This is a genomic window from Streptomyces sp. 5K101, assembly GCF_046506645.1.
Taxonomy (GTDB): domain Bacteria; phylum Actinomycetota; class Actinomycetes; order Streptomycetales; family Streptomycetaceae; genus Streptomyces.
The window spans coordinates 1-17,625 of sequence record NZ_JBKFFO010000043.1 but is presented as its reverse complement, the minus strand read 5'-3'; the positions used below and the strand labels follow the sequence as shown (position 1 = coordinate 17,625).

At 72.3% G+C, this 17,625-nt stretch carries 18 protein-coding genes and 3 pseudogenes; 5 read left to right on the top strand and 16 right to left on the bottom strand.

What is annotated here, in order from left to right; all coding sequences use genetic code 11:
* Window positions 1-123: 123 nt before the first annotated feature.
* The 3 genes and pseudogenes from ACLB9X_RS33730 to ACLB9X_RS33720 form a co-directional block, all read right to left on the bottom strand.
* Window positions 124-1,049, bottom strand: a pseudogene (locus ACLB9X_RS33730) (alpha/beta hydrolase).
* 304 nt (window positions 1,050-1,353) lie between these two features.
* Window positions 1,354-2,394: an MBL fold metallo-hydrolase gene (locus ACLB9X_RS33725; protein WP_410364239.1), complete on the bottom strand. Its 1,041-nt coding sequence runs from the start codon at window positions 2,392-2,394 to the stop codon at window positions 1,354-1,356.
* A 20-nt stretch (window positions 2,395-2,414) separates the two neighbouring features.
* A complete protein-coding gene (locus ACLB9X_RS33720; RefSeq protein ID WP_410364238.1) occupies window positions 2,415-3,632 on the bottom strand; it encodes an aminotransferase class I/II-fold pyridoxal phosphate-dependent enzyme in 1,218 nt (405 codons plus the stop codon).
* Between the two features lie 689 nt (window positions 3,633-4,321).
* Between ACLB9X_RS33720 and ACLB9X_RS33715 the strand changes: the two genes are divergently transcribed.
* Complete coding sequence (locus ACLB9X_RS33715) at window positions 4,322-5,797, top strand: bifunctional phosphatase PAP2/diacylglycerol kinase family protein (protein WP_410364240.1); 1,476 nt, start codon at window positions 4,322-4,324, stop codon at window positions 5,795-5,797.
* A 367-nt stretch (window positions 5,798-6,164) separates the two neighbouring features.
* On the opposite strand, the gene ACLB9X_RS33710 is transcribed toward ACLB9X_RS33715, so the two are convergent.
* From ACLB9X_RS33710 to ACLB9X_RS33690, 5 genes and pseudogenes are all read right to left on the bottom strand, one after another.
* Window positions 6,165-6,536, bottom strand: coding sequence for a hypothetical protein (locus ACLB9X_RS33710; RefSeq protein ID WP_410364237.1), 372 nt, complete (start codon window positions 6,534-6,536; stop codon window positions 6,165-6,167).
* Window positions 6,537-6,617: 81 nt separating this feature from the next.
* Complete coding sequence (locus ACLB9X_RS33705; RefSeq protein ID WP_147986783.1) at window positions 6,618-7,046, bottom strand: roadblock/LC7 domain-containing protein; 429 nt, start codon at window positions 7,044-7,046, stop codon at window positions 6,618-6,620.
* Window positions 7,047-7,086: 40 nt separating this feature from the next.
* Window positions 7,087-7,854 (bottom strand): transcriptional regulator, encoded by a 768-nt coding sequence (locus ACLB9X_RS33700; protein ID WP_410364236.1) that lies wholly within the window; start codon window positions 7,852-7,854, stop codon window positions 7,087-7,089.
* Entirely contained in the window at window positions 7,851-8,264 is a 414-nt protein-coding gene (locus ACLB9X_RS33695; protein ID WP_410364235.1) for a hypothetical protein, read from the bottom strand. The genes ACLB9X_RS33700 and ACLB9X_RS33695 overlap by 4 nt, the downstream gene beginning before the upstream one ends.
* Before the next feature lie 443 nt (window positions 8,265-8,707).
* Window positions 8,708-9,130, bottom strand: a pseudogene (locus ACLB9X_RS33690) (protein phosphatase); the annotation flags it as partial.
* A gap of 136 nt (window positions 9,131-9,266) precedes the next feature.
* Between ACLB9X_RS33690 and ACLB9X_RS33685 the strand changes: the two are divergent.
* The gene (locus tag ACLB9X_RS33685; RefSeq protein WP_410364234.1) at window positions 9,267-10,076 is read left to right on the top strand and encodes a class I SAM-dependent methyltransferase; all 810 of its coding nucleotides are present in this window, start codon (window positions 9,267-9,269) and stop codon (window positions 10,074-10,076) included.
* Between the two features lie 53 nt (window positions 10,077-10,129).
* Window positions 10,130-10,480, top strand: a complete 351-nt coding sequence (locus tag ACLB9X_RS33680) for a VOC family protein (protein ID WP_410364233.1) — start codon at window positions 10,130-10,132, stop codon at window positions 10,478-10,480.
* 11 nt (window positions 10,481-10,491) lie between these two features.
* On the opposite strand, the gene ACLB9X_RS33675 is transcribed toward ACLB9X_RS33680, so the two are convergent.
* Together ACLB9X_RS33675 and ACLB9X_RS33670 are read right to left on the bottom strand one after the other, a co-directional pair.
* Window positions 10,492-11,046 (bottom strand): GNAT family N-acetyltransferase, encoded by a 555-nt coding sequence (locus tag ACLB9X_RS33675; RefSeq protein WP_410364232.1) that lies wholly within the window; start codon window positions 11,044-11,046, stop codon window positions 10,492-10,494.
* Window positions 11,047-11,294: 248 nt separating this feature from the next.
* Window positions 11,295-12,752 (bottom strand): MFS transporter, encoded by a 1,458-nt coding sequence (locus ACLB9X_RS33670; RefSeq protein WP_410364231.1) that lies wholly within the window; start codon window positions 12,750-12,752, stop codon window positions 11,295-11,297.
* 212 nt (window positions 12,753-12,964) lie between these two features.
* Between ACLB9X_RS33670 and ACLB9X_RS33665 the strand changes: the two genes are divergently transcribed.
* Together ACLB9X_RS33665 and ACLB9X_RS33660 are read left to right on the top strand one after the other, a co-directional pair.
* Window positions 12,965-13,711, top strand: a complete 747-nt coding sequence (locus ACLB9X_RS33665) for a GntR family transcriptional regulator (RefSeq protein ID WP_410364230.1) — start codon at window positions 12,965-12,967, stop codon at window positions 13,709-13,711.
* 43 nt (window positions 13,712-13,754) lie between these two features.
* Window positions 13,755-14,822 (top strand): adenosine deaminase, encoded by a 1,068-nt coding sequence (locus tag ACLB9X_RS33660; RefSeq protein ID WP_410364229.1) that lies wholly within the window; start codon window positions 13,755-13,757, stop codon window positions 14,820-14,822.
* On the opposite strand, the gene ACLB9X_RS33655 is transcribed toward ACLB9X_RS33660, so the two are convergent.
* From ACLB9X_RS33655 to ACLB9X_RS33630, 6 genes and pseudogenes are all read right to left on the bottom strand, one after another.
* The gene (locus ACLB9X_RS33655; RefSeq protein ID WP_410364228.1) at window positions 14,812-15,015 is read right to left on the bottom strand and encodes a DUF397 domain-containing protein; all 204 of its coding nucleotides are present in this window, start codon (window positions 15,013-15,015) and stop codon (window positions 14,812-14,814) included. The two genes, ACLB9X_RS33660 and ACLB9X_RS33655, sit on opposite strands and share 11 nt — an antisense overlap.
* A complete protein-coding gene (locus ACLB9X_RS33650) occupies window positions 15,012-15,848 on the bottom strand; it encodes a helix-turn-helix domain-containing protein (protein WP_410364227.1) in 837 nt (278 codons plus the stop codon). The genes ACLB9X_RS33655 and ACLB9X_RS33650 overlap by 4 nt, the downstream gene beginning before the upstream one ends.
* Before the next feature lie 303 nt (window positions 15,849-16,151).
* A complete protein-coding gene (locus tag ACLB9X_RS33645) occupies window positions 16,152-16,718 on the bottom strand; it encodes a hypothetical protein (RefSeq protein WP_410364226.1) in 567 nt (188 codons plus the stop codon).
* 48 nt (window positions 16,719-16,766) lie between these two features.
* The gene (locus tag ACLB9X_RS33640; protein WP_410364225.1) at window positions 16,767-17,054 is read right to left on the bottom strand and encodes a hypothetical protein; all 288 of its coding nucleotides are present in this window, start codon (window positions 17,052-17,054) and stop codon (window positions 16,767-16,769) included.
* Between the two features lie 106 nt (window positions 17,055-17,160).
* Window positions 17,161-17,514, bottom strand: a complete 354-nt coding sequence (locus ACLB9X_RS33635) for a hypothetical protein (RefSeq protein ID WP_410364224.1) — start codon at window positions 17,512-17,514, stop codon at window positions 17,161-17,163.
* Window positions 17,511-17,625, bottom strand: a pseudogene (locus ACLB9X_RS33630) (IS5/IS1182 family transposase); the annotation flags it as partial. The pseudogene ACLB9X_RS33630 and the gene ACLB9X_RS33635, both read right to left, overlap by 4 nt.

Sequence of the window (17,625 nt, the reverse complement as noted above, 5' to 3'; positions counted from 1 at the left end):
CCCCACCCGGCGCCCAAGCTCGACACGTTCGTCCTCGGAAAGAACGATCTCCACAGCAGCAGGGCCTCGATGCGCCATGAAAAGAAGGTACCAAGTAACCCTCAGGATTTCGGGCGCATCACACTAGGGCATGAGCGATTGCGTAATCCGGTCGCGCAGCCAGGAGTCGACGCCGTTGAGCGCCGTCCTGGCCATTGCCGTGGGGTGGCCCGTGAAGCCGTGGGGTGACTCGGGGTAGACCCGGAGCTCGACGTCATTGCCGGCCGCTGACAACCGACCTGCCAGGGCCAGGTTGTCTTCCAACAGCACGTCTGCGCTTCCGACGATCAGCAGCGTTGGGGGAAGCCCGCGAAGAACGCCGTAGAGGGGAGAGATGTCGGGAACAGTGCGGTCTTCCACATGGCCGGCGTACGCCTGGATGAAGTATTCGTCCGCGATGCGGCGACCGGCCGGGGTTCGCGCGCTCAAGTCGTAAGTGCCGAACTGGAGCGCAGCGCCGGTGAATCGGCCGACGGCACCTTTGTCTCTCAGCCGGAGCAGGGTCGCCAGGGCGAGTGTGGCTCCCGCGGAATTCCCGCCCATCGCAAGTCGGGAGGTTCCGAAGCGGGCTTCGGCTTCTTCGACGAGCCAGAACGCCGCCGCTTCGCAGTCGTCGGGTGCCGCCGGCCAGGGGTGCTCAGGGGCCAGCCGGTAGTCGACGCTGACAACGGCGACGTGCAGGGCGTCTGCGAGTTCGCGGTTGCGTCTGTCTCCTCGCGCCGCGCAGTCCATGTAGAAGCCGCCGCCGTGTATGTCCAGGTAGACGCCCCGCGGCGGACCGTCGACAGGAGTGAAGATCCTGACAGGGACGCGCGCCTGCCCGACTTCGATCGTCTCTTCGACGCAGGCGGATCGGCGGCATGAGGAGCAGACCTCTTCGCTCGGGCCTCCTTGAGCTCCTCCCAGGTGCTGGGGCCACGGCCTGCCGCCCTCGACTTGTAGAAGTCACGAGCTTCAGCGACATGCTCCGCGGGCACGTCAGCGAACAGTGCGTCCAGCGCGAATCGCACGCACCCTCCTCATCACTCGGATCTCAACTCCAACCTATCGAGGAAGTGTTCGGACCGACGCCGCCGGGCGCGTGGTCGGGCTGCTGTCCGGCTCCCTGGGCCGCTTGGCGCCGACGCTCGAACCCGGCCTTGACGTGTGGGTAGTTGCGGCAGAGCGTCGCCCGCGGTACTCCTGCGAGGCGATGGCATCCGCCGGCGGTCCCTTCGGACCCGCCGGCGGATGGGACGGACAGTGTGGCGAGCGGCCGCGGCGGCGACTCAGCCGAGCCGCGAACCGCGTCCAGTACACCTGGGCGGTGATGCGTCACACCCTCAGCACCCGCGAACCGCCCACCGGCAGGTCCCACAGTTCGTCGCGTGGGCGGCCCGTGCGCTCCCAGGCCGCCAGCAGCCGCTCCCGCGGTTCCAGCACGGGCTCGGCGGAGAGCACGAACGTCGCCCAGTGCATCGGCGCCATGTTCCGCGCGCCGAGATCCTCGAAGGCGCGCACGGCCTCCTCCGGGTCGGTGTGCACATCGCTGAGCCACCAGCGGGGGGCGTACGCCCCGATGGGCAGCAGCGCCAGGTCGATGCCCGCATGGCGGCGGCCGATCTCCCGGAACCAGTGCCCGTAGCCGGTGTCGCCCGCGAAGTACACCGAGCGGCCGGGGCCGTCGGTGAGCACCCAGCCGCCCCACAGCGAGCGGCAGGTGTCGAGGAGGGTGCGTTTGGACCAGTGGTGGGCCGGTACGAAGTCGAAGCGCACGCCGTCGAGTTCGGCGCCCTCCCACCAGTCGAGTTCGGTGACGTGACTGAAGCGGCGCCGCCGGAACCAGCGGCCGAGACCCGCGGGCACGAAGAGCGGGGTGCGGCGCGGCAGCCGCCGCACCGTGGGCGCGTCGAGGTGGTCGAAGTGGTTGTGGCTGATGACGACCGCGTCCACGGGCGGCAGGTCCTCCCAGCGCACGCCCACCGGAGTGATGCGCGCCGGGGTGCCGAGGATGCGCCGGGACCAGACGGGGTCGGTGAGGACGGTCAGCCCTCCGATGCGCAGCACCCAGCTGGCGTGTCCGGCCCAGGTGACGGCGACGGTGGTGGCGCCCGCCTCCGGCAGCGGGCCCGGTGCGAAGGGCAGCATCGGGATGTCCCGCAGCCCGGCCGGGCCGGGGCGTACCGCACCCTCCCGGGCGAGCCTGGCGAGCGCCCGGACGCCCGGGAGAGGGGCGGTCAGCCGGGCGGCGAAGGATCTCGGCCAGGTGCGGACCTCGCCGAGGGGGCGGGTCGTACGGGGCGGGGGCGCCGTACGGCCCGGCCGCGTGTCCACCGGGTGCTGTGCGGGTCCGGTCTGTTCTGCCTGCTCCGTCATCCTGGTCTCCCGTCAACGCGTCAGCGCAGCTCGTCGAAGGCCGATCCGAGGTTGCTCAGTGCCCGTTCGACATGGGGCAGTTCCAGTGGGGTGGGTGAAGCGAGGGCGGCCAGCTGTTCGTCTGTGGTCGTGCCGAGCAGCGGTCCGGTGGACAGCCGCACCCGCAGCGCGCCCAGCTCGTCGCCGAAGCGGTGCCCGCCGGGGACGGACGTGTGGAGGCGGCCGCTGAGGTACTCCTCCAGTTCCATGGAGTCGCCGACGCCGCGTTCGGCGAGCCGGCCGCGCAACGGGGCGAGGTCCGCGTAGAGATGGCGGCCCGCCTGCGGGGGGCGGGAGACGGCGCCGGCCACGAGCACGGCGCGGTGGACGGCCGCGGCGACCTGCGCGTGCAGGGCGGCGGCGCGGACCGCGCGTTCTGCCACCTCGGGCGGTTCGTCCAGCACGTGGGCCGCGGCGGCCGAGAGGGGCGCGGGAACGGCGGCGCCCAGCGCGGTGAGGAAGTCCAGGGTGCGGGCCCGCCGGGCGGCGCCCTGCGCACCCGGCGGGAAGCGGGCGATCGCGACCGGCCAGGACTGGGGTGTGAGGGCGCCCGCGAGATCGCTGATGACCGTGACGTCGCCGGGGCACATCTCCGCCGGGCTGACCAGGACGGTGTCCCGCGGCCGGTGGAGCGTGTCGCGCCACGTCTCGTCGCTGATGATGTGCAGCCCCTCGCCGACCGCGGCCTCGCAGGCCTCGCGCACGGTCTCCGGCGGGGCGACGGTGGCGGTCGGATCGTCGGGGACGCACAGCAGGAGCAGCCGCGGCCTGCCGCCCTCGCTGCGCACCCGCCGTACGGTCTCCAGCAGGGCGAACGGGTCCGGCACGCCGCCGCACTCGGCCGGCGTCGGCACGTGGTAGGCCGGGCGGCCCAGCAGCCGTGCCTGCGGGGTCCACCAGGCCGGGCAGGGGCGGGGCATGAGCACATCGCCGTCGTACGCGCCCAACAGGGCGAACAGCAGGGGCTGTGCGCCGGAGGCGGCGACGACCTCGGCGGGACCGCTCGGCAGGCCGCGCCGCTGCCAGTACCGGCAGGCGGCCTCGCGGAGTGCGGGGCCGCCGCCGGGCGGCTCGCCGGGGGCGACGTCCGCGGCACCGGCCAGGACCGCGGCGGGTCCCTGCGGCACCGGCAGCCCGGTCTCGGGTGCGTGCGGCCCGTACCGGACGGGGCCGCGTCCCTCGGACGCCGTGCCCTGCATCCCGCCACCTCCGCCCTTCGTGCTCACCGGCGCCGGGCGCGTGCCCGGCCGCCGCTCTGCAGACGTGGGACGCCTGCCCGGCCTCCCAGCCCTTTATACGAAGGTTTGGCCGCCGCCGCCGCGCGGACGACCGCGACGGAGGCGTCGGCCGGGGCGTGGGCAACGGGGTCGGCCGGGGCTCGGGCGACGGGGTTGCCGGGGCACGCCACGGCTCGGCCGAAGCCGCCGCGCGTTCGGCCGAGCCGCCACGCTTTGGCCGATGCCGCCGCGCGGAGGATCGCGGCGGGGTCGTGGGCCGCGGCTCGGGCGACGGATCGGCCACGCCCCGCCTCGGCTTGGCCGATGCCGCCGCGCGGACTGCCGCGACGTGGGGGCGTCGGCGACGGGGTCGGCCGCGCCCCACCACGTTCGGCTGATGCCGCACGCGGACGACCGCGACGCGGTCGTCGGCCACGCCCGCCGTCACCGGCACGTGGTGCCGAGCGGGTCGGGCGCGGCGTGGGGGCGTCGGCGACGGGGTCGGCCGCGCCCCACCACGTTCGGCTGATGCCGCACGCGGACGACCGCGACGCGGTCGTCGGCCACGCCCGCCGTCACCGGCACGTGGTGCCGGACGGGTCGGGCGCGGCGTGGGGCGAGCAGCCCCGGGGTATCCGCGTGGCATGCCAGAAGTCGACGCACAGGAAACCATGCGCCTCCGCCGGCGGATCGCCGCGCTCCTCGGTACCTGGGACCGGCAGCTGCACCGTGCCGTCGCCGACCGCGCCTGGCCGGGCGCGGAGCCGGTCCTGCCACGGCTCAGCAGGAGCGCCGACCACGGGCTGCTCTGGTTCGGGACGGCCGCCGGGATCGCCCTGGCCGGACGCGGGGCACGGTCGCGGCGCGCGGCGGTGCGGGGCGTCGCCTCCCTCGCGGTCGCCTCGGCGCTCATCAACACCGTCGCCAAGCGCTCCGTCCGCAGGAACCGGCCCTTGCTGGACGCGGTGCCGGTGATACGGCAGCTGAAACGGCATCCGTTCACCACGTCCTTCCCCTCCGGGCACTCCGCGTCGGCCGCGGCCTTCGCGACCGGCGTCGCCCTGGAGTCCAGGGGCTGGGGCGCCGCCGTCGCGCCGGTCGCCGCTTCCGTCGCGTTCTCCCGTGTCTACACGGGCGTGCACTATCCGAGCGACGTGCTGATGGGCGCGGCGCTCGGCGCGGGCGCCGCGTTCGCAATGCGCGGCCTCGTGCCGACGCGGTCCCAGCTGCCCCCGCCGGCCCGCCCCAAGGCGGAGGCGCCCGTGCTGCCGGGCGGTGACGGCCTGGTGGTCGTCGTCAACCGCGAGTCCGGATCGGCGGACTGCGCCACGGAGGTGCAGGGCGCACTGCCGCTCGCCGAGGTCGTGGAGTGCGCCCCGGACGAGCTGGCGGCCCAGCTAGTCAAGGCCACGGGCCGTGCCCGGGTCCTGGGAATCGTCGGCGGCGACGGCACGGTCAACCGGGCGGCCGCCGTGGCCGCCGAGACCGGCGTCCCGCTCGCGGTCTTCCCCGGTGGCACGCTCAACCACTTCGCCTACGACCTGGGCATCGAGTCCGTCCGCGACACCTGCCGTGCGGTCGAGGCCGGGGACGCCGTCGGAGTGGACCTCGGGCGCTTCACTCCCGGGCCGGGCGGCAGCGCGGCCCCTGGCTACTTCCTCAACACGTTCAGCCTGGGGGTGTATCCGGAGCTGGTGCGGGTCCGGGGGCGCTGGTCGCCCCGGATCGGCGTCTGGCCGGCCGGCGTACTGGCGGCGATCCGGGTGCTGCGGGGCGAGCATCCGCTGGAGGCCGAGGTGCAGGGCCGGCGCCGTCCGATGTGGCTGCTGTTCGCCGGCAACGGGGTGTACCGGGGCGTCGGCCCGACACCCGGTCACCGCGCCGATCTGGCGGACGGTCTGCTCGACGTCCGGGTGGTGCACGGCGGACGCGCCCCGGGCTGGCGGCTGCTGGGTGCCGCGCTGGTGGGCAGGCTGAAGCGGTCGCCGGTGCACGCGGCCCGCCGGCTGCGCCAGGTGCGCGTCAGCGGTCTCGCACCGGGCACACCGCTGGCGTACGACGGCGAAGTGGCCCCGGCGCCGACCGAGTTGACGGTGGACAAACTGGTGGACGCGCTGACGGTCTACCGGCCGCAGGAGTTGCTCTGAGGGCCTGCAGGGGGTGCAGTCGTGCGTTCCCCGTCCGGCGCAACACCGATGCGATCGGCCGGGCCATGGACGCGCTGACCGGGGGCCCGGCCGGCAACCTGGTCCCTGCGCGGCGGAGGTCCGCGCTGCCCTCGCCTTCGTGTCCGACCGCCCGTCGGCGGGCGGCCGCGAGAGCGTCGGGTACGACGGACTCGACCGCGACCGGAGCAGGTGGACTGCGACCAACCGGGTCCCGGTGCGGCGGCTGGGGCCCTGTTGACCAGGCGCGCAACCACGACCCGCTCGCCGGGACCGCGTGCGTCGTCGGTGGCCGGAGCGGGCGGGTGACGCCGCGCCCGGCGGGACGCGGCGCCGGCGACCGGGCGGCTCAGACCTCCAGCGCGGACTCGATCCTCCGCAGCTGGTGCCGGGCCATCGCCAGGTTGGCGCGCTCCTTGTCGAGCGCGAGGTACAGGAAAAGCCCGGTGGACCCGCGGCTCTTCAGGAGCCGGATCAGGTGGTACTGGCTGTCGAGGGTGATCAGGATGTCCTCGATCTCCTCCTTCAGCCCCAGGTGTTCCATCGTGCGCACCTTGGCGCGCACCACATCGGTGTTGCCGGCGGCGGCGACGTTCAGGTCGAGGTCCTTGCCGCCGCCGATGGTGCCCAGCGCCATACCGCTGGTGTAGTCGACGAGCGCGGCGCCGATGGCTCCCTCGATGGTGAGGGCTTCCTTGAGCGCGGTTTCGGTGTTGGCCATGACAGGCGCACTTTCCTTCCGTCTGTTCCGGGTTCTGCTGGATGTGCGTGCGGGTGGTTTCGAGGGGGTGGCGGCCATCGGTCAGGCGTCCTGGGTCCGTTCGAGTGCTCCGTCGACGAGCTCCCCGATACGGGCGCCGGCACGACGGGCCTCGAGATGGAGCCGGCCCACGTTGATACGCGGCTCGGCCAGTACGGTGAGCACGGCCGACGAACCGGCCGCGTAGGTGGCGACGTATCCCGTCTCGCCGCGGACGAGCAGCTCCTTGAAGCCGCCCTGACCGGTCGCCTCCGTCAGGCGCAGCGCGACGCCGAGCGCCGCGGCGGTGAGGGCGGCCACCCCCTCCGCCTCGGCGGTGTCCGACGCCAGCACGAGGCCGTCGGCGCTCGCCGCGAGCGCGCCGGTCAGCTGCGGGACCCTGGCGCGCAGCCGTCTGATTTCGCCGAGCACATCGGCCTCGGCCGTCATGAGCTGTCTCCTCTCGGCGCGCAGCCGCAGCGCGCGCCTCATGACGGGACACGCCGGGCCCGGTGGATCGGGCGGCGGTGATTCACAGGCTTGCCTCCAGTGCGTCGCGGAGCCGGCGTAACAGGGCGATGTCCGGATCGGCGGGGAACTGGGAGACCCAGCCGGGCAGCGGGTCGCCGGCGTCCGCCACCGGCTCGGACGGTGTCTCGACGAGTCCTGCGGCGGCCATCCGCCGCACCTCGACCAGCGTGTTGAAGGCCGGCCGGCCGAGTGCCCGGGCGATGGCCGACGGGGTGCGCACCCCGTCGGCCATCGCCAGCAGCTCCCGCTGCCGGCGGGGTACCGCCGCGTGGGCGGGGCCGGGGCGCAGCGGAGCGGTGTCCACCTCGGCGTAGGGCCACACCCTGTCGAGCAGTCCGCGCCGCCTGCGGGCCTCGCGGGCGACGTCGGCCGCTGGCACGGGGCGGATGCTGCCGATCCAGTGTGCGACGCCGTAGCGGAAACGGGTGGGGCCGCCGGCCGGCGCCAGGGCGAAGAACGCGGCGTCGTGGAGGGCGCCGAGGTGGCAGATCTCCAGTTCGCCGTCGGCCAGCTGACCGCTGTCGACGAGGAACCGCGCCACCTCGCGGCGGGCGCCCGCCCGGGCGACGGCCTCCTCCCAGCCGGTGCGCGCGAGGCGTCCGCTCGCGGTGAGCAGGACGTCGATGCCGGGCGCGGCCGGGCTCTCGGCGTGCACGACCTGACCGTCCGCCAGATAGAGCGCGCCGTGGTCGCGTACGAGGACGCCGGTGGCCCGCTCCTCGGCGAGCCGGGCGAGCATCGGGGAAACGGCACTGGCGGCGGAGGTCATCCGAGCACCAGCCGCTCGGCCATGTCGGCCATGCGCAGTCTGGCCAGGGCCAGATTGCCGGTCTCCCGGTCGAGCCAGAGATGCAGGAACACACTGCTGTCGAACGTGGTCTCCACGAAGCGCATCAGGTGGTAGCCGGCGCGCGTGGTGACGATGACGTCCTCGACGGGTAACCCCTTGGCACCCGTGTCCGCCAAGGCCCCGGGGGCGGTGCCGGCAGGCGCGAACGACGGGTATTCGGCGGCGATGCGGGCCAGTTCCGCGGTCTCCGCCGCTGTCGTCTCCACGTCACCGCCGGGCGTCTCCCCCACGGCGCCGAGGGCGAGGCCGCTGGTCCAGTCCACGATGGCCGCTCCCCGTGCCCCGGGCACCACCATCGCCTGCAGCAGACACTCGTCGATTCCGGGCACGCGGAACTCCCTCCCCCGCCTCGGTACGGCCCGGCCCGCACGGGTGCGCGCCGGTGACGGCGAGGTTACGTAACGTGGCGACCCTTGGGGGGAGTTCTGGCAAATTCACGTGGGAATTGCCCGGGACGGATAGGGCCCGCAGCCGAAAACAGCGCCCCGCCGGCTGCGCGGATGCCGACCGTGAGGCAGGCACGTATCTCCTGAGTACGGAGATGACCTGCGCGCGGTCAGCGACCTGCTGGGCGACAGGGACGGACCCCATGACCCCGGCGGACGGCCACGCCCGGAGCACCTCGCGTTCCGGACGAGGGCGTCTGCCGCCCCGGGAAATCGGATCGACGTACCCCCCGCCCGTCCCGCACCATGGCAGAGCGCGCTTCGGCGGCCGGCCACGGGGGTGCTGGTCGCCGGGGCCCTGCTGTCCAGCTTCTCGCGGCATCCGCGAAGCGCTCGGCGTAGCGCCGCTGCCACGGCGTCTCCACGGCGTGCCGGTCGTAGTGGGCACGGACGTACGCCACGGCCTCGCCGGCCGGGACGCCGTCGAGAACGGCCGGGCAGGCCAGGGCGGTTCCGGTCCGGCCGCGGCCGCCTGCGCACGCGATCTCGACACGCTCGGCCGCCGCCCGGTCCCAGGCCTCGCGCAGCAGTCCACGCGCCTGGTCCCGGTCCGCGGGGAGGCGGAAGTCCGGCCGGCGCAGCCAGCGCGCCTCCCAGTCGGCGTGCGGCGGCTGCTTGCCGAGCAGGTACACGGCGAACTGCGGCTGCTGCCCTTCGGGCAGCGGGCGGCGCAGGCCGCGGCCCCGGACGAGCCTGCCGGAGGGGAGCCGGAGCACGCCGGGTGCGGTCGGGTTCCAGGTCTGCGTCATCCGCCGATTGTCGCCTCCGGAGGGGCCGTTGTCCGGCCGGACGCTCCATGCACTGCTGTCCAGCATTCAAGATGCGTATCTCGCTATCCAGGACGCGCGATACGGTGAGTGCCCACCTCAGCGAAGGAGACCGGCCATGCCGAAGGAGACCGCCGTCTACACGCACGGGCACCACGAGTCCGTGCTGCGCTCGCACACCTGGCGGACCGCCGAGAACTCCGCGGCGTACCTTTTCGGCGAACTCCGGCCGGGTCTGGACGTGTTGGACGTCGGCTGCGGACCGGGCACGATCACAGCCGACTTCGCCGCGCTCGTCGCGCCGGGGCAGGTGACCGCGGTGGACGCCGCGGAGGACGTGCTGGCGCAGGCCCACGCGCACGCCGACGGACGCGGTCTCGACAACGTCCGCTTCACGGTCGCCGACGTCCACGACCTCGACTTCCCCGACGACTCCTTCGACGTCGTCCACGCCCACCAGGTGCTGCAGCACGTGGGCGATCCCGTGCAGGCGCTGCGGGAGATGCGCCGGGTGTGCCGCCCGGGCGGGGTCGTCGCGGCACGCGACAGCGACTACGGGGCCTTCACCTGGTTCCCCGAACTGCCCGTACTGACCGAGTGGCAGGAGCTGTACTCCCGCGTGGCGCGCGCCAACGGCGGCGAGCCCGACGCCGGCCGCAGGCTCAAGTCCTGGGCCCGCGCCGCGGGCTTCACCGACATCACGGCGACCGCGGCCACCTGGTGTTTCGCCACACCCGAGGAGCGGGCGTGGTGGAGCGGGCTGTGGGCGGACCGCACGACCGCCTCGGTGTACGCGCGGATCGCGGTGGAGGGCGGCCACGCCGGCGCCGGGCAGCTCGCCGCGATCGCGGACGCCTGGCGCGCCTGGGGCGCGGAGGACGACGCCTGGTTCATGGTCCCGCACGGCGAGATCCTGTGCCGGGTCTGAGCGTCTCGCGGGGCCCCTGACAGGGACCTCCGGTGCCAACTACCCTCCCCTGCATGGAGATCCTCGGAACCACCCTCCGTATCTGCGTCGACGACCTGGAGGCGTCGGTCGCCTTCTACGAGCGGCTCACGGGCGCGCCGCCGCTGCGTTTCGAACGGGGCGGCGTGCGGGTCGCGGCGATCGGCTGCTTCCTGCTGATGAGCGGCCCGGAGTCGGAGCTCGACGTGCTGCGCAAGGTGGCGGCGACGATCGCCGTGAAGGACGTGGACGAGGCGTACGAGACGCTCACCGCGGGCGGCGCCCGGGTCGTGGCCGGCCCGGTGCCGACCCCGGTGGGGCGCAACCTGATCGCCGTCCATCCGGACGGGTCCGTCTTCGAGTACGTGGACCGCAAGGCGGCCTGACGGACCGGAGATCAACGGCCGGCGGGCGCGGTCATCTCGCGGGTGATCGCCCAGCGTTCGTGGTCGCGCCAGGCGCCGTCGATGTGGAGGAAGTCGGGCGAGTAGCCCTCCAGCCGGAAACCGGCCGACCGTACGAGGCCGATGGAGGCGGTGTTGCCCGGCTGGATGTTGGCCTCCAGGCGGTGCAGCCCGAGCGCGCCGAAGGCGTGGGCGACGAGCAGACGCAGCGCTTCTCCCATGAGCCCGCGGCCGGCGGCGTGGGCGAAGGCCCCGTAGCCGAGCGCGCCGCTGAGGAACGCGCCCTCGACGATGTTGTTGATGTTGATGAACCCCGCGATGCCGCCGGTGTCACGTGCACAGACGAGGAAACCGGCCCGGGCCGGATCGTCGATGAGCCGCCCGGCGTAGGCGGCGTAGGCGGCGGCGGTGAGCGGCGGGAAGAGCCAGGGCCGGTGCAGCCCGGTGCTCTGCCGGGCGTGTGCGGTGAACTCCGCGCCGTCGTCATGGGTGAAGGGGCGCAGGACGATCCGGGCGCCGGTCACGGTGCCGGGTACGGGAGCGGGCATCGGGCCACCCTAGCGGGGCGCCGTCCCGCGCCCGGTGGCGGGTGTCCACCGGGGGCCGGTGGGACGTCGACCGGGCCGTACGGACGCGGGGCGGAGGGCTTGGTCCGTCCGAGGAGTGCGGGGCGCAGCACCGGGCTGTCCGACGCATCCGGGGCGCAACACCGGACCCGTCCGACGAGCACGGGGCGGAGCACCGGGCCCGTCCGACCAGCACGGGCGCAGCCCGGTTCCGCCCCGGAGCGCCCGGATCAGTGGTGGGTCAGCACGAGCCGGGGCTCCTCGGCGGACTCGGTGGCGGCCGGGTCGGGCCGTTGGATCAGCAGCGAGGTGACGACGCCGACGCCGAGGAGCGCCAGCGCCGCGTACATGGCGTGCTGGTAGCCCGCCGCGGTGGGCCCGTGGGCGTCGCTGCCCGCCGTGATCATGGTGGACGCCAGCGCGATGCCGAGCGAGGCGCCGATGCCGAAGCAGGCTCCGTTCAGCCCGGAGAGCGAGCCCGGCTTGTCCTTGGGCGCGGTCGTGACGGCGAGGCCGTTGAGGCCGGTCAGCATGAAGCCGCCGTACGTCACGCCGAGCGCGGCGAGCGAGGCCACGAGGATCCACTCGTGGTGCAGGAAGAGCGTGGCGAAGACGAAGATCACGAAATTGGCGACCGCGCCGGTCACCACGATCCGGCGCCAGCCCAGCTTCGGTCCCAGCCGCCCGGTGAGGGGCGCGGAGATCACGCCGATGAGCTGGATGGGGGTGAGGAAGAGGAAGGCCGCGGCAACGGCGGACAGGCCGAGGCCGACCCGGGCGTCCTGCGAGAACAGCGGGATGGTGAGCGCGATCGCGCCGAACGCGCCGCCGAGGGTGCAGATCGTGGTGATCAGCAGCGGCCATGCGCGGCGGGAGGCGAGCACGTCGATGTCGATGACCGGGTTGGCCGCGGACTTCTGCGAGACGACGAAGAGGACGAGGGCCAGCAGCCCGCCGAGCAGGAACGCGAGGGTGAGCGGGGAGGTCCAGCCCCAGGCCGCGCCCTGGGCGAGGCCGACGAGCACACCGGTGAGGCCGATCGACAGGGCGGTGATGCCGCGGGTGTCGAAGGGGGCGTCCGCCGCGGTCGGCGGCACGTCGGGGACGTACCGGCGGACACCGATCAGCCCGGCGACGGCGATGAGCGTGGAGCACACGAAGATGCCGCGGAAGCCGATCGTGTCGGCGATCTGGCCGCCGGCGACGGCGTCGACACCGGCGAGTCCGCCGTTGACGGCGGTGATGATGCCCGCGGCCCTGCCGAAGCCGGCCGGAGTCAGCACCTGGTTCAGGGTGAGGAAGGCGAGCGTGAACATCGCGGCGGAGACACCCTGCAGGATGCGTCCCGCGATGAAGATCTCGATGTTCGGGGCGACGACGCACATCAGGTTGCCCGCGATGAGCACGAACGCGCAGACGATCATCATGGGCTTGCGTCCGCGCTGGTCGCTCAGACGCGCCAGGGTGACCTGGCCGATGGCGGCCATGAGGAAGAACAGCGTCTGGGAGAGGCCGGCAGCCGCCGTGGTGGTGCCGAGACGCTCGATCACATCGGGCAGTGCGGGGCTGAGCATGGTCGCGTTGATCTGGTAGCCGAGCACGGCCAGGACCATGGCCAGCAGCATCGGGCCCCGGCCCGCGAGAGCGGATGCGGACCCGGAACGCGTCCGGCCGAGCGTGGTCGACATGTCGGCCCCTTTGCCTGTGGATGTCATGCCTCGAGGGAGATGCACGCGGATCTTGTCAGACAAGTCGCGCCTCCACAGGGTGAGATCTACGTGCGTAGAACGTCAAGCCCTACGTGACGCGACGCACAAACAGGGCGCATCGGCCGAGATGGGCCGTTGCCCGCGGGGCAGGCACTCGCATAACTTGCTGACAAGTGAGCCGAGGAGGGCCAGTGGCAGTCAGCGGGCAGCAGCGGAGACCGGTCGTGGTGCTGTACGAGCGGATCGCGGACGCCATCCACGACGGCACCTATCCGCCGGGGTCCACCCTCCCCTCGGAGCCGCGCCTCGCCACCGAGCTGGGCGTGAGCCGGCCGGCGCTGCGCGAGGCGCTGCTGCTGCTCCAGGAGGACGGCCTGCTCTCGGTGCGCAGGGGTGTGGGCCGTACGGTCAACGACAGCCCGCCCCGGCGTGGTTACGAGCACATCCAGCCGCTGGAGGACCTGCTGGGCTCCGGGCAGGCGCTGCGGGTGCGGCCACTGCTGCGGACCGTCGAGGAGCCCACCGACTTCACCACCCAGCACCTGCTCGCGCCCGCCGCGGCGGAGCTGCGCTTCTGGGAGTCGCTGCTGACCGGCGACGGTGCGGCGGCGGCGCTCAGCCAGGAGTGGGCGGCCGCGGAGGAGACCCTGCAGCGGCACCACCCGGACTTCGCCGAGGCCCTGCGTTCGGCGCCGCAGGCCGCCTGCTCGATGCTCTCGGTGCTGGCGGCCGCCTCCCGGGGGACGCCGCTGACCGCGCACAGCGGGATCAGCGCGACGCTGCTCGGCCGGCGCCGCGGGGAGCAGCTGGGGCGCCCGGCGGACACGCCCGCCGTGCTGGTCACGCAGGTGGTGCGGGTGGACGACATCCCGCTCCTGGCGGCCAAGCACATGCTGCCGACGGGTGCGCCCTCGCTGCCGGTGCTCCAGTCGAACTGACGCGCCTCCCGTGTGGGCGGGACGTGCCGTACACTCCCGATGCATGCACTTGTCTGACATCCAGCGCGCTCCCAAGGTGGTCCTCCACGACCACCTCGACGGCGGTCTGCGCCCCGCCACGATCATCGAGCTGGCCCGCGCCTGCGGCTACCGGGCCCTGCCCACCGAGGACCCGGAAGCCCTCGCCGTCTGGTTCCGCGACGCCGCGGACTCCGGCTCGCTGGAGCGCTACCTGGAGACGTTCGCCCACACCTGCGCCGTGATGCAGACCCGTGAGGCACTGGAGCGCGTCGCCGCCGAGTGCGCGGAGGACCTGGCCGCGGACGGCGTCGTGTACGCGGAGGTGCGGTACGCGCCCGAGCAGCACCAGGAGGCCGGGCTCACGCTCGACGAGGTCGTGGACGCGGTGAACGCGGGTCTGCGCGAGGGCGAGCGGCGCGCGGGCGGACGCATCACGGTGCGCGCCCTGCTCACCGGCATGCGGCACACCGACCGCTCGCTGGAGATAGCCGAGCTGACCGTCGCGCACCGCGACCGCGGCGTCGCGGGCTTCGACATCGCGGGCGGCGAGATCGGCAACCCGCCGGCCCGGCACCTGCCCGCCTTCCAGCACCTCAAGCGCCACAACTGCCACTTCACGATCCACGCCGGCGAGGCGGTCGGCGCCGAGTCGATCCACGAGGCGGTGCAGGTCTGCGGTGCCGAGCGCATCGGCCACGGCGTGCGCATCACCGACGACATCACGGTCCACGACGACGGCACGGCGACGCTCGGCCACCTCGCCTCGTACGTGCGCGACAACCGCATCGCGCTGGAGGTCTGCCCGACCTCCAACCTCCAGACGGGCGCGGCGAAGTCGTACGACACGCACCCGATCGACCTGCTGCGCCGCCTCGGCTTCCGCGTCACCCTGAACACCGACAACCGCCTGGTGTCCGGGACGGACATGAGCCTGGAGTTCGTGCACATGGCGGAGGCGTTCGGCTACGGCCCCGAGGTCTTCGAGGAGTTCACGATCGCGGCGGCCGAGGCGGCGTTCCTGCCCCTGCCGGAGCGCCGGCGCCTGATCGACGAGGTGATCCGCCCGGGCTACGCGGCGCTCAGCGCGTAGCCTGCGCCACGAACCGCGCCCAACTCGCCCGGGAGACGTGGAGCCCCGGGCGGGCGGTGTTCTTGGAGTCCCGTACGTGGACGGCGTCGAGGGAGGCGGCGACCTCGACGCAGTCGCCACCGCCGGACCCGCTGTAGCTGCTCTTGAACCACTTCAGCCGGTCCGGACCCGGTGCAGCCTGCTCGGTGCTCATGCCTCTCCTGCCAGCCGTTCGACGAGACGCGCAGACTCTTCGGCGTTCAGGGCCTGCGAGCGCAGCTTGCCATACCGTAGGCCGAAAGCACTGACGTTTGCGGGGTCACTCACGACGACACCGGTCTCCTGGGACTCCACATACCCCACCTGCCGGTGCTCCAAGGTCTCCAGAACGACGAAGGCACCGTTCAGGCCCGGATGGAACCCCCTGCCGGACGGCATGACCTGGATCTCCACATTGCGTAACGCACCGAGCTCCAGCAGACGGTGGAGCTGCCCGCGCATCACCTCCGGTCCGCCGATCGGATTGCGCAGCGCCGCATCCTCGATCACGAACGAGAGGTCGACGAGCGGCGTACGCGTCAGCAGCTTCTGCCGGTTGAGACGCGCCTCCGTGTGCTGCTCGATGATCTCGTCGTCCAGGGGCGGGCAGTGCCCGGCGAACAGTGCCCGCGCGTACTCCTCCGTCTGCAGGAGCCCCGGCACGAGCAGCGGATCGTACGAGAACCTGCTCACGGCCTCCGTCTCGATCAGCGCGAAGTCCCGGAAGAACGCGGGCAGTTTGGCCCGGTCCACGTCGTCCTGGAGCACCGCCAGCGCGCCGCCCGCGTCCAGAACGCGCTCCGCCGCCTCCGTGAACGCGGCCTTCGCGGGGCGGCGGCCCTGCTCGATCGATGCCGCCTGCTCGTACGAGTACCCGACGGCGTCAGCGAGCGCCTGTTGTGTGTAGTGCGCCCGCTCCCGGAAGAGTTTGAGCAGCTTGCCGTAGCCGACCCAGATGACCGGCCGGTCGTCGTCCTTGTCCCGCTTCTTGATGCGGCTGTTCGCCATGAGCCCACGTCCCCCACATGCCAACGTGCCTGTGCCTGACACTCGTTGAACGGCTCTCGGACTTGCGCCGACACGGCCCACGCCCCGTACAACATCGCGCCAGACCCGTACAACCCGCCGGGTACGCACACCCGAACTGGTTCACGCCATCTGCGTGACGCGATCGGTCTGCTCCTCGTCGGTGGCGTACGCACAGCACTGTCTGCTGAACCTGGCAGACCAGAGCCCGGAATGCAGGTCCGGGCGGCCAGGAACTCCTGACCGCCCCGACGCTTTCATCTCACGTCACCTTTGCGACGACGATCAGTCGTCCAAGTCCTCCAGGTCGTCCAGGACTTCTTCTGAGCCACGAATCGTCCAGTCTTGACCTACGTTGACGATACCGTGGTTGACGAACGGAGCGAGAAGATCGCCGTACGCCAGCAGTGCGGCAGCGGCCTCAGCCGGATCACCGCTCAGCTGCTGAGGTGCACCCGGAACGGCCCTCAGATACTGAGTGGTAAATCTCGTCCAGGCGTCCCGGTCGGTCACGTCGAATGTCCAGACGCCTGACACGACGAAGCGCTCTACGTCAGGCTCGGCTTCGAAGGCTGCCCGGGCATCCTCTCCGTGATCTACAAGATCTTCCTCGTACTCCACAAGCTCGGCGAACGGGCTGTCCCAGTGCGTTTCTTCACGAACAGTCTCGCCGTACGCAACGGCGGCTGCCCTGAGCGCCTCGAAGGCTTCGATGCCTGTGTCGCCTGCCAGCTCGGGGGAGGACATCACCTCGGCGTGGTGGCGCAGCGCTCCGATGAGACTCTCAAGGGAGTCTTGAATCGCCATGAACCCTTCAATTCCTGTCGTTTCTTCGGCGCGTGTCCAGCTCACCTTCCACGCTTCCCTCAGGGGGTGAACCAGGTCGGCGCGGCTGTTCTGTCAACTTGTAGTTGGTGTCCACGGTGAGTCCGCCATGAAGCGCTTCCGGAACACCGTGCCGGGAGTCGTGAGGGCTGCCTCGACTGCTTCTGGTGGAACCTTGCTGCTTGTGGCCCGTTTGGGAACCTTGCGGTAGCCGCGGGCGCGCATGAGATCCGTTGCAGAAGTCCAACTGTCCGACGCCACCACTACTTCGTCGAGAGCATCACAGGCGTTGCTCTCATCGACAAGCGCCGCGTACGCGATCACAAGGTCCGCGACACGCGCCTTGGCGGCCATATCACTCATGCTCACTCCATTTGCCGAGGATGGCGGGGCCGCATGGTTGCGACCCTGCCATCCCCTATCCAAGGGGCAATCGAACTGTTCTGGTCAGCCTAGGACCGAGATACGGTCAGCCGCGCCTCCCGAGGCCACGACCATGCCAGCGGTAGTGAATCGTCCCCCACCGGCCGTTCTTGCGCCAGGTCAGATGGGCATGACCGCCACTACTGCACGGGCCGCGCAGCTCACACTGGTAGCCCCTGCGTCTGAGCCGCTCGTGGTCCTTCCTGCGCTGCTGGTACGCCTTCCTCCTGCTGGAAAACCATTTGCTGGAGTTCCTCGGACCACAGTTGTGGACGAGCGCCGACCGGCCATCGGCAACCACGAAGAACGTGTGGCTCCCGCCGACCGTCAGGTTGAACACGGTACGGACAGCCTGTGTGCGGCTCGTCGCGGTGACGGTCGGATTAAGACGTCGTCTCATTTGGTGAGTCTGCGGTAGCAGATGAGGCTGCAGGCGATGGCGGTGAAGGCCAGGAAGTGTTCGGGCTTGCGTTCGTAGCGGCGGTGCAAGCGGCGGCAGCCGCCCAGCCAG

Coding starts and splice junctions, on each gene's coding strand:
- ACLB9X_RS33720 (WP_410364238.1), bottom strand. CDS start 3,632: ATGCAGGGCACGGCGTCCGAGGGACGCGGCCCCGTCCGGTACGGGCCG.
- ACLB9X_RS33700 (WP_410364236.1), bottom strand. CDS start 7,854: ATGACCTCCGCCGCCAGTGCCGTTTCCCCGATGCTCGCCCGGCTCGCC.
- ACLB9X_RS33640 (WP_410364225.1), bottom strand. CDS start 17,054: ATGAGTGATATGGCCGCCAAGGCGCGTGTCGCGGACCTTGTGATCGCG.
- ACLB9X_RS33705 (WP_147986783.1), bottom strand. CDS start 7,046: ATGAGGCGCGCGCTGCGGCTGCGCGCCGAGAGGAGACAGCTCATGACG.
- ACLB9X_RS33685 (WP_410364234.1), top strand. CDS start 9,267: ATGCCGAAGGAGACCGCCGTCTACACGCACGGGCACCACGAGTCCGTG.
- ACLB9X_RS33675 (WP_410364232.1), bottom strand. CDS start 11,046: ATGCCCGCTCCCGTACCCGGCACCGTGACCGGCGCCCGGATCGTCCTG.
- ACLB9X_RS33660 (WP_410364229.1), top strand. CDS start 13,755: ATGCACTTGTCTGACATCCAGCGCGCTCCCAAGGTGGTCCTCCACGAC.
- ACLB9X_RS33680 (WP_410364233.1), top strand. CDS start 10,130: ATGGAGATCCTCGGAACCACCCTCCGTATCTGCGTCGACGACCTGGAG.
- ACLB9X_RS33710 (WP_410364237.1), bottom strand. CDS start 6,536: ATGGCCAACACCGAAACCGCGCTCAAGGAAGCCCTCACCATCGAGGGA.
- ACLB9X_RS33670 (WP_410364231.1), bottom strand. CDS start 12,752: ATGTCGACCACGCTCGGCCGGACGCGTTCCGGGTCCGCATCCGCTCTC.
- ACLB9X_RS33635 (WP_410364224.1), bottom strand. CDS start 17,514: ATGAGACGACGTCTTAATCCGACCGTCACCGCGACGAGCCGCACACAG.
- ACLB9X_RS33715 (WP_410364240.1), top strand. CDS start 4,322: ATGCGCCTCCGCCGGCGGATCGCCGCGCTCCTCGGTACCTGGGACCGG.
- ACLB9X_RS33655 (WP_410364228.1), bottom strand. CDS start 15,015: ATGAGCACCGAGCAGGCTGCACCGGGTCCGGACCGGCTGAAGTGGTTC.
- ACLB9X_RS33650 (WP_410364227.1), bottom strand. CDS start 15,848: ATGGCGAACAGCCGCATCAAGAAGCGGGACAAGGACGACGACCGGCCG.
- ACLB9X_RS33725 (WP_410364239.1), bottom strand. CDS start 2,394: ATGACGGAGCAGGCAGAACAGACCGGACCCGCACAGCACCCGGTGGAC.